Source organism: Brevundimonas sp. CURTG3B2_SDJG, from assembly GCF_057364705.1.
Window position 1 is genome coordinate 1 of sequence record NZ_JBNFOJ010000134.1, and the last position, 7,976, is coordinate 7,976.

A 7,976-nucleotide genomic window follows, 5' to 3' on the forward strand; every position below is an offset into this window, starting at 1 on the left:
CTCGGCGTCCGAACGCCGCGCCCTGCAGCGCCGGTTCGCCGACCGGGTCGGGATTCCGCCGCGGCTGCTGCGGTCCGTGTTCCGCTTTCGCCGCGTCTTCGACCACGCCGCCCAGCCGGACCCGGCGGCCGAAAGCTGGCTGGGCGCGGGACTCGAGGCCGGCTATTTCGACCAGCCCCAGATGGCTCGCGACTTCCGCCGCTTCCTGGGCTGCACCGCCTCGGAGTGGGCGCGCGAGCAGCACGCCCTGGCCCGGGCCATCGCGTCGCAAACCTACAAGCGCGACGGGCTTCACCCGGCCTAGCGTGGCCGCGGAGCCAAGGAGACCGCGCCCATGCTGACGACCACCGCCCTCTTGATGACCGCCGTCCTTCAGGCGGAGTTGCGCCCCGACCTGGGCTGGATGTCCGGCTACTGGCTGTCTTGCGACGGCGGGCGGGAGGTCTCCGAGACCTGGAGCAACCAGAGCCACGGCCTGATGCTCGGCATGAATCTCACCGTGCGCAACGGCCGCGCCGGCTTTGAACTGTCCCGCATCGCGCCGACGGCGGCGGAGGCGGACGCGCCGTTCGGCTATTTCGCCCAGCCCGAGGGTCAGGCGGCCACCGTCTTTCCGGTGATCGAGGCCGCCCCCGGCCGGGTGGTCTTCCAGCAGGCCGCTCACGACTTCCCGCAGCGCATCGTCTATGAGCGCGAGGGAGACGTCCTCCACGCCCGCATCGAGGGCGAGATCGACGGCCAGACCAGGACCATCCGATGGCGCTTCCAGAAGGCCGAGCTGAACGCGCGCTGCCCGGCCTGACCTGGCGGGCGATGACGGCGGGCGACCTGGACGGCGTCGTCCGGGTCGCCGCGCTGGCTTTCCGGACCATTTCGAAGGGCGCGAGTGCTTCGCCAACCGGCTGGCGCTGAACCCGTCGGGCTGTTTCGTCCTGGCCGATGGCGAGGGGGCGGTGCTCGGCTATCTGGTCGCCTATCCCTGGCGTTCGGGATCGGCGCCGGCGCTGAACACGCTGCTGGAGGCGATCCCCGACGACGCCGACCTGATGTACCTGCACGACCTGGCGCTCCATCCGGATGCGCGCGGAGGCGGCCACGCCAAGCCGATCGTCGAACGCCTGGCCGATCAGGCCCGCGCCGCCGGCTGGTCCAGGATGGCCCTGGTCGCCGTCAACGACGCGGCCCCGTTCTGGGCGCGCCACGGCTTCGCGGTCCAGGACGCGCCCGAGATGCGGGCCAAGCTGGCCGGCTATGGGCCAGACGCCCGCTACATGGTTCGGCCGCTCTAGTCCCTGGAGCGGGTCCAGCCCTTGTCGGCCATGCACTGGATGAAGGCGGTCGATCCTTCGCCCCGGCCGCGCGGGCGCGGCAGTCGTCGCGCGCGCTGTCGAAGGATTGGGCGCCTCGCCATGCCAGTGATAGTCGCCGTCGGCGTCGATGATGGTCACGCAGGCGGCGCTGGCCAGCGCGGCGGCCGCGACGGCGGACAGGATCAGAACACGTTTCATGAGGCTCGGCTCCAAGGGCGAGAGAGAGCCCGAGCTTGGCGCGCCGCAACGCTCCGATCCCGTTACAAGCCCGACAGGTGGATGAATTCGCCGTAAGGCCGGTCAGTCCCGGGTCGCGATCATCATATAGTTGATGTCGGCGTCGTCGCCCTCGCGCCAGCGGTCCGCCAGAAGGTCGTAAGCCAGGCCATAGGGCCCGCTGACCGCCACCGGCTCCTTGGACAGCATCAGGCGCAGTTCGTCCGGCTTGATGAACTGGCGCCAGTCGTGCGTGCCCGCCGGCACCCAGCGCAGCACGTACTCCGCCGCGATCTTGCCCAGCGCCAGCGCCTTCAGGGTGCGGTTCAGGGTGGCGACGATCATCATCCCGCCCGGCTTCACCAGGCGCGCGCAGGCCCGGATGAAGGCCTCGGGATCGGCCACGTGCTCGATCACCTCCAGCGTCAGGACCACGTCGAACGGCCCGGCGCCCTCGGCCTCCAACTGCTCGACCGTGGCCGCGCGATAGGCGATGTCCAGGCCTTGTTCGGCGGCGTGCGCCCGAGCGGTGCCGATGTTCTCGGCCGAGGCGTCGATCGCCGTGACCGCGAACCCCAGCCGTCGCATGGGCTCGGCGATCAGTCCGCCGCCGCAGCCGATGTCCAGAAGGGTCAGGCCGGCGAAGGCCTCGCGGGTCCGGGGGGCGCGGGCGAACCGCTCCGCGGCCCGGTCACGCACGAAGGCCAGGCGCGCCGGATTGAACCGATGCAGGGGCGCGAACGGCCCGCGCGCGTCCCACCATTCGGCGGCCTGCGCCGAAAAGCGGGCGACGTCCGCGGGGTCGATCGACGGTCCCGCCGCCTGATCGTTGAATTCCCCGGCGCTTTGGGGTTCCCGCGCCGATACCGTGCCGTTAGAAGCGACCATGGGCCGAGGGATGAACCTGCGCGCCCCTTCACGCAAGACGGAGCTTCCTGCGCAAGATGACGCGGCCCGGTTCAGATCGACTGGTGATGAAGTTCGGCGGCACCTCGATGGGCGACCTCGAGCGCATCCGCCGCGCCGCCCGCATCGTGGCCGCCGAGGCCGCGGCTGGTCGAAAGGTGGCCGTGGTGGTGTCCGCCATGGCCGGCAAGACCAATGAACTGGTCGCCTGGACCGATGGCGCCGGCCGCCCGGCCCAGGGCGTCGAGATGTCGGACGACGAATACGACGTGGTCGTCGCCTCGGGCGAACAGGTGACCTCGGGCCTGCTGGCGCTGACCCTGCGCAACATGGGCCTGAACGCCCGCAGCTGGATGGGCTGGCAGATTCCGATCCTCACCGACGACGCCCATGGCCGCGCGCGGATCGAGGACGTGCCGGGCGAGGTGCTGGGCGCGGCGCTGGACAAGGGCGAGATCGCCGTGGTGCCGGGCTTCCAAGGCGTGACCCGCGACGGCCGCATCACCACCCTGGGCCGGGGCGGCTCCGACACCTCCGCGGTGGCGGTGGCGGCGGCGCTGGAATGCCCCTGCGACATCTACACCGACGTCGACGGCGTCTACACGACCGATCCTCGGATCGAGTCTCGGGCGCGGCGTCTGGAGAAGGTCTCCTACGAGGAGATGCTGGAGATGGCCTCCCTGGGCGCCAAGGTGCTGCAGACCCGCTCGGTCGAACTGGCCATGGCCAAGCAGGTTCCGGTCCGGGTCCTGTCCAGCTTCATCGAACCCGACGCTGACGGCGTCATGCCCGACAAGGGCGGAACCCTGATCTGCGACGAGGAGGAGATCGTGGAAAAACGCATCGTGTCCGGCGTGACCATGAGCCGCGACGAGGCCCGCATCACGCTGTTGGGTCTTTCGGACCGCGTCGACGCCCCAGCCGACGTCTTCACCCGGCTGGCCGAGGCCAACGTCAACGTCGACATGATCGTTCAGAGCCAGGCCCGCACCGAGGGCGCGGTCAACCTGACCTTCACGACCGGCCGTCGCGACGCCCAGCGCGCCGCCGAGCTGATGCGCGCGGCCCAGCACCAGATCGGCTTCGAGGAGCTACGCGTCGACGAGGACGTGGCCAAGGTCTCGGTGGTCGGCGTCGGCATGCGCAGCCACGCCGGCGTCGCCCAGACCATGTTCAAGGCCCTGTCCGACAAGGGCGTGAAGTTCCAGGCCATCTCGACCTCCGAGATCAAGATCAGCGTGCTGATCGACGCCGCCTACGCCGAGCTGGCCGTGCGCGCGCTCCACGCCGCCTACGGCCTGGCCGAACCGGCCTGATCGGCGGGGACCGACGCCCCGATGACCAAGCTCGACGTCAAGAAGGTCTTGGCGTCGCTCTACGGCGCCGCCGCTGGGGAGTTCGTCTTGGTCGACGTGCCTCGGTTGCGGTTCGTGAAGGTGGACGGCGAGGGTGATCCGAACGCCACGCCGGCCTACCGGACCGCCGTGGAATGGCTCTATGGGACCAGCTACGCCCTGAAGTTCGCCGCCAAGGCGTCGCTCGGCCGGGACTATGTCGTCCCGCCGCTGGAGGGCTTGTGGGAGGCCGACGATCCGGGAAGCTTCGTCCGGCGCGAGAAGGACCGGTGGCGCTGGACATGATGATCATGGTGCCGGACTTCGTCGGCCTCGACCTCTTCAAGGCCGCCGTGGCCAAGACGGAGGACAAGCTCGGCGTGCCGCCGCCCGGCCTCCGCCTCGAGCCCTATGACGAAGGGCCGTCGCTCCAGACCTTGCACGTGGGCGCCTACGACGAGGAAGGCCCGATCCTCGCCCGGCTGCACGACGAGGTGATGCCGAGCCGCGGGCTGACCTTCAACGGCCCGCACCATGAGATCTATCTCAGCGATCCCCGCCGCACCGAGCCCGCGAAGCTCAAGACCATCCTGCGCCAGCCGGTGAAGCCCGCGGCTTAGGCGAGCGGGCGGAACGCCCGGAGAAATAAAGCCTCTTCACGGTCTTGCGTCCACGCGGCGTTGGACGAAATGGTCCAGGTCAGGCTAGACGAAAACGTCGCCAACCGTCGCAGAGGACCGACACGCGAATGCCGACGCCCGGACTCGTCGCGCGCGGCCCCCGCAACCTGCTTCGCCAGATCCGCGAGGCGATGGCGGGCGCCTCGCCCGCCCAGGATCGCCTGGACAACGTGGTCCGCATCATCGCCCAGTCGATGGTCGCCGAAGTGTGCTCCATCTACCTGCGCCGCGCGTCCGGGGATCTGGAGCTGTTCGCCACCCAGGGCCTGAAGCCCGAGGCCGTCCACAACACCCGCCTTCGTCCGGGCGAGGGCCTGGTCGGCGAGGTGGCCCGGTCGGCCGCGCCGATCAGCCTGTCGGACGCCCCGTCCCATCCCAGCTTCTCGTACCGGCCGGAGACCGGCGAAGATCCCTACCACGCCTTCCTGGGCGCCCCCCTGCTGCGCGGCGGCCGCGCCATCGGCGTCTTGGTCGTCCAGAACCGGTCCGAGCGCCGCTACGACGAGGAAGAGGTCGAGGACATCCAGACCATCGCCATGGTCCTGGCCGAGACCGTGGCCTCGGGCGAGCTGTTGGGCCAGGACGAGTTGCGCGACATCGAGGTCGCCCCTCATCGGCCGGAGCGGCTGAAGGGCCAGCGGTTCGCCGAAGGCCTGGCCTACGGCCGGGTCGTGCTGCACGAGGCGCCGGTCGCGCCCGAGAACCTGCTGGCCGAGAACCAGCAGGTCGAGGAGATCCGCCTGCGCGAGGCGCTGATCGCGCTGAAGGCCAATATCGACGGCATGCTGGAAGGCGGGCAGGGCGGCCTGTCGGGCCCGTCGTTCGAGGTGCTCGAAACCTACCGGATGTTCGCCGACGACCGGGGCTGGAACCGGTCGCTGGAGGAGGCCGTGCGCACCGGCCTGACCGCCGAGGCCGCCGTCGACCGGGTCAGGAACGAACACCGGGCCCGCTTCGCCAAGGCGCGCGATCCCTACATCAAGGAACGGCTGCACGACTTCGAGGACCTGGCCAACCGCCTGCTGCGCGTGCTGGCGGGCGACCGGCCGGGCGAGCGCGACCTGCCCGACGACGCCATCCTGGTCGCCCGCAACCTCGGCCCCGCCGATCTGCTGGAGTATCCGCGCCACAAGATCCGGGGCCTGCTGCTCGAGGAAGGTTCGGCCGCCAGCCACGCCGCCATCGTCGCCCGGGCGCTGCAGATTCCGTGCGTCGGCCGCCTCATGGGCCTGCGCGACCGCCTGTCCGAGAACGACCTGGTCATCGTCGACGGCGAGACGGGCGAGGCCTTCCTGCGCCCCCGGCCGGACATGCTGTCCGCCGTTCAGTCGCGCATGGAGGTCCGGAGCCACCGGCAGGCCGAGTTCGCCAAGCTGCGCGACACCCCGGCGGTCACCCTGGACGGCCAGCGGGTCAGCCTGATGACCAACGCGGGCCTGGCCGTGGATCTGGAGAACCTGGACGCCACCGGCGCCGAGGGCATCGGCCTGTTCCGCACCGAGTTCCAATTCATGGTCTCCGAGGAACTGCCGCGCCTGGACAGCCAGACGGCGCTCTACAGCCTGGTCCTGGACGCCGCCGGCGATCGTCCGGTCACCTTCCGCACCCTGGACATCGGCGGGGACAAGGTCCTGCCGTACCTGGAGACCGAGCGCGAGGAGAACCCGGCCTTGGGCCGCCGCGCCATCCGCCTGGGCCTGGACCGGCCGGGGCTGCTGCGCCTGCAGCTTCGCGCCCTGCTGAGCGCCGCGGCGGGGCGGGAGCTGCGCGTCATGTTCCCCATGATCGCCACGGTCGAGGAGTTCCGGGCCGCGCGCGAACTGGTCGACATCGAATGCGCCTGGGCCCGGCGTCGCGGACGCGAGCTGCCGGCCCTGCTGCGCGTCGGGGCCATGATCGAGTGCCCGTCGCTGCTGTGGCACCTGGACGCCCTGCTGCCCCTGACCGACTTCGTGTCGATCGGCACCAATGATCTCTTCCAGTACATGTTCGCCGCGGACCGCACGAACCCGCTGGTCTCGGACCGCTACGACCCCCTGTCGCCGCCGGCCCTGCGCGCCCTGGCCGAGATCCAGCGCAAATGCGCCGACACCGGCACGCCGGTCTCGGTCTGCGGCGAGCTGGCGGGCCGTCCGCTCGAGGCCTTCGCCCTGCTGACCCTGGGCTTCACCCGCCTGTCGGCGCCGGCGGGCGGCGTCGGGCCGGTCAAGCGCATGATCCTGTCGGCCGACCTGGCCGCCGCCCGCCGGGGGATGACCAACCTGCTGGGATCCTCGTCCGCCTCGATCCGCGGAGAGCTGGAGACGCTGGCCCGGAAGTTGAACGTCGCGATCTGATCCGTACCGGGCCGGAACGGCCAAGGTGCTTAACAAATCATTGATCGGTCGACTCTTATGAGTTATCCACAAGGCGAATTCGGCGGGACTGCGGGGGCAGGACCGTCCTGTCATCCCGATATGATACAGGGCCCGGGTTCGAGTACGGCTGACGCGGTTTCCGGGTCGCCGAGCGTGGGGTCGGGCGTCATGGCGCTGGATGCGGGCAAGAGCTCGGAAGAGTACGGAGTGCGGGAGGACTGGAAGGACATGGCGCCTTCCATCACCGACGCGCCGACTCTCGGCGACGGGCTGCGCCAGGCGCGCGAAACCTCCGGCCGGTCGCTGGCGGAACTGTCCAGCCTCACCCGCGTCCCGTCCCGCTATCTGACCGCGCTGGAGCAGAACGACTTCTCGGTCCTGCCCAACCGGGTCTTCTCGATCGGCTATGTGCGCGCCTACGCCGGCGCCCTGGGCCTGGACGAACAGCTGGCCGTCGAACGCTTCAAGCGCGAAAGCCCGGACCCGTCCGTGCCGCTGCAGCCGCCGGTCGGCGTCGCCTTCGAGGAGGTGAAGCGCTATTCGCCCCGCCTGATCGCCGGCGCCCTGGCTCTGGTCGTCGCCATCGTGGGCTGGAACGTCCTGCAGCGCGTCAACCTGATGCGCGCGCCGCAGCCGTCGGACATCGCCGAGATTCCCGAAAGCTGGCGCCTGGGCACGGTGCCGGGGCAGGCCGCGGCGATGCGCCTGACCGCGCCGCAGCCCCGCGCCGCCGGACCAGACCATCCCGGCGCTCTACGTCACGCCCGGCCTGGAAACCGAGCTGACCGGAGCCGACCCGGCCCAGACCGACGGCCAGCCTGTCGCGCCTCAGACCCCCGTGGCCAAGGCCTTCAATCCGCGCCGGCGCCCTGTACGGCGCCGCGGCCAGCGCCTCGCAGGTCGTGCCTGCAGGCCCGGAAGTCCGCCTATCTGATCGTCCGCATGGGGGACGGCCAGGTGCTGTTCGCCCGCCAGCTGGCCGCCGGCGACGCCTGCGGCGCGCGCCTCTCGCGTCGCCGCCACCGTCGAGGTTCAGGACGTCACCGCCTTCGACGTCTATCTGAACGGCGAGCACGGCGGCCCGCTCCAGGCGGCGCAGACCTCGCTGGGGCAGTTGAACCAGCGGGCCCAGACCCCTGGCCCCGCCAGGCCGCGGCCAGGTGTCGGCCCCGC

At 70.7% G+C, this 7,976-nt stretch carries 9 protein-coding genes; 8 read left to right on the forward strand and 1 reads right to left on the reverse strand.

The annotated features are described in order from the left end of the window. The 3 genes from AC2W7C_RS10355 to AC2W7C_RS10365 all read left to right on the forward strand — a co-directional run. A partial coding sequence (locus AC2W7C_RS10355) for a helix-turn-helix domain-containing protein (RefSeq protein ID WP_486001368.1) occupies nt 1-304 on the forward strand: 304 nt, incomplete at its 5' end. A 30-nt stretch (nt 305-334) separates the two neighbouring features. Further along, nucleotides 335-802, forward strand: coding sequence for a DUF6265 family protein (locus tag AC2W7C_RS10360; protein ID WP_486001369.1), 468 nt, complete (start codon nt 335-337; stop codon nt 800-802). Between the two features lie 130 nt (nt 803-932). Beyond that, nucleotides 933-1,289: a GNAT family N-acetyltransferase gene (locus AC2W7C_RS10365; protein WP_486001375.1), complete on the forward strand. Its 357-nt coding sequence runs from the start codon at nt 933-935 to the stop codon at nt 1,287-1,289. A 321-nt stretch (nt 1,290-1,610) separates the two neighbouring features. Here AC2W7C_RS10365 and ubiG read toward each other — a convergent pair whose 3' ends face one another. After that, nucleotides 1,611-2,414, reverse strand: a complete 804-nt coding sequence (gene ubiG, locus AC2W7C_RS10370; protein WP_486001370.1) for a bifunctional 2-polyprenyl-6-hydroxyphenol methylase/3-demethylubiquinol 3-O-methyltransferase UbiG — start codon at nt 2,412-2,414, stop codon at nt 1,611-1,613. A 56-nt stretch (nt 2,415-2,470) separates the two neighbouring features. On the opposite strand from ubiG, the gene AC2W7C_RS10375 reads away from it, so the two are divergent. The 5 genes from AC2W7C_RS10375 to AC2W7C_RS10395 all read left to right on the forward strand — a co-directional run. After that, the gene (locus tag AC2W7C_RS10375) at nt 2,471-3,748 is read left to right on the forward strand and encodes an aspartate kinase (RefSeq protein ID WP_486001371.1); all 1,278 of its coding nucleotides are present in this window, start codon (nt 2,471-2,473) and stop codon (nt 3,746-3,748) included. Between the two features lie 21 nt (nt 3,749-3,769). Then, a complete protein-coding gene (locus tag AC2W7C_RS10380) occupies nt 3,770-4,072 on the forward strand; it encodes a hypothetical protein (RefSeq protein WP_486001372.1) in 303 nt (100 codons plus the stop codon). Further along, a complete protein-coding gene (locus AC2W7C_RS10385) occupies nt 4,057-4,386 on the forward strand; it encodes a GyrI-like domain-containing protein (protein WP_486001373.1) in 330 nt (109 codons plus the stop codon). Before AC2W7C_RS10380 ends, AC2W7C_RS10385 begins: the two co-directional genes overlap by 16 nt. A gap of 191 nt (nt 4,387-4,577) precedes the next feature. After that, the gene (gene ptsP, locus AC2W7C_RS10390) at nt 4,578-6,782 is read left to right on the forward strand and encodes a phosphoenolpyruvate--protein phosphotransferase (protein ID WP_486001376.1); all 2,205 of its coding nucleotides are present in this window, start codon (nt 4,578-4,580) and stop codon (nt 6,780-6,782) included. A 189-nt stretch (nt 6,783-6,971) separates the two neighbouring features. After that, the coding region (locus tag AC2W7C_RS10395; RefSeq protein ID WP_486001374.1) for a helix-turn-helix domain-containing protein at nt 6,972-7,976 on the forward strand (1,005 nt) is incomplete at its 3' end.

What these genes read in the sequence shown, in the direction of transcription:
- AC2W7C_RS10360 (WP_486001369.1), top strand. Translation starts at nt 335, where the DNA reads ATGCTGACGACCACCGCCCTCTTGATGACCGCCGTCCTTCAGGCGGAG.
- AC2W7C_RS10375 (WP_486001371.1), top strand. Translation starts at nt 2,471, where the DNA reads ATGACGCGGCCCGGTTCAGATCGACTGGTGATGAAGTTCGGCGGCACC.
- ptsP (WP_486001376.1), top strand. Translation starts at nt 4,578, where the DNA reads ATGGCGGGCGCCTCGCCCGCCCAGGATCGCCTGGACAACGTGGTCCGC.
- AC2W7C_RS10380 (WP_486001372.1), top strand. Translation starts at nt 3,770, where the DNA reads ATGACCAAGCTCGACGTCAAGAAGGTCTTGGCGTCGCTCTACGGCGCC.
- ubiG (WP_486001370.1), bottom strand. Translation starts at nt 2,414, where the DNA reads ATGGTCGCTTCTAACGGCACGGTATCGGCGCGGGAACCCCAAAGCGCC.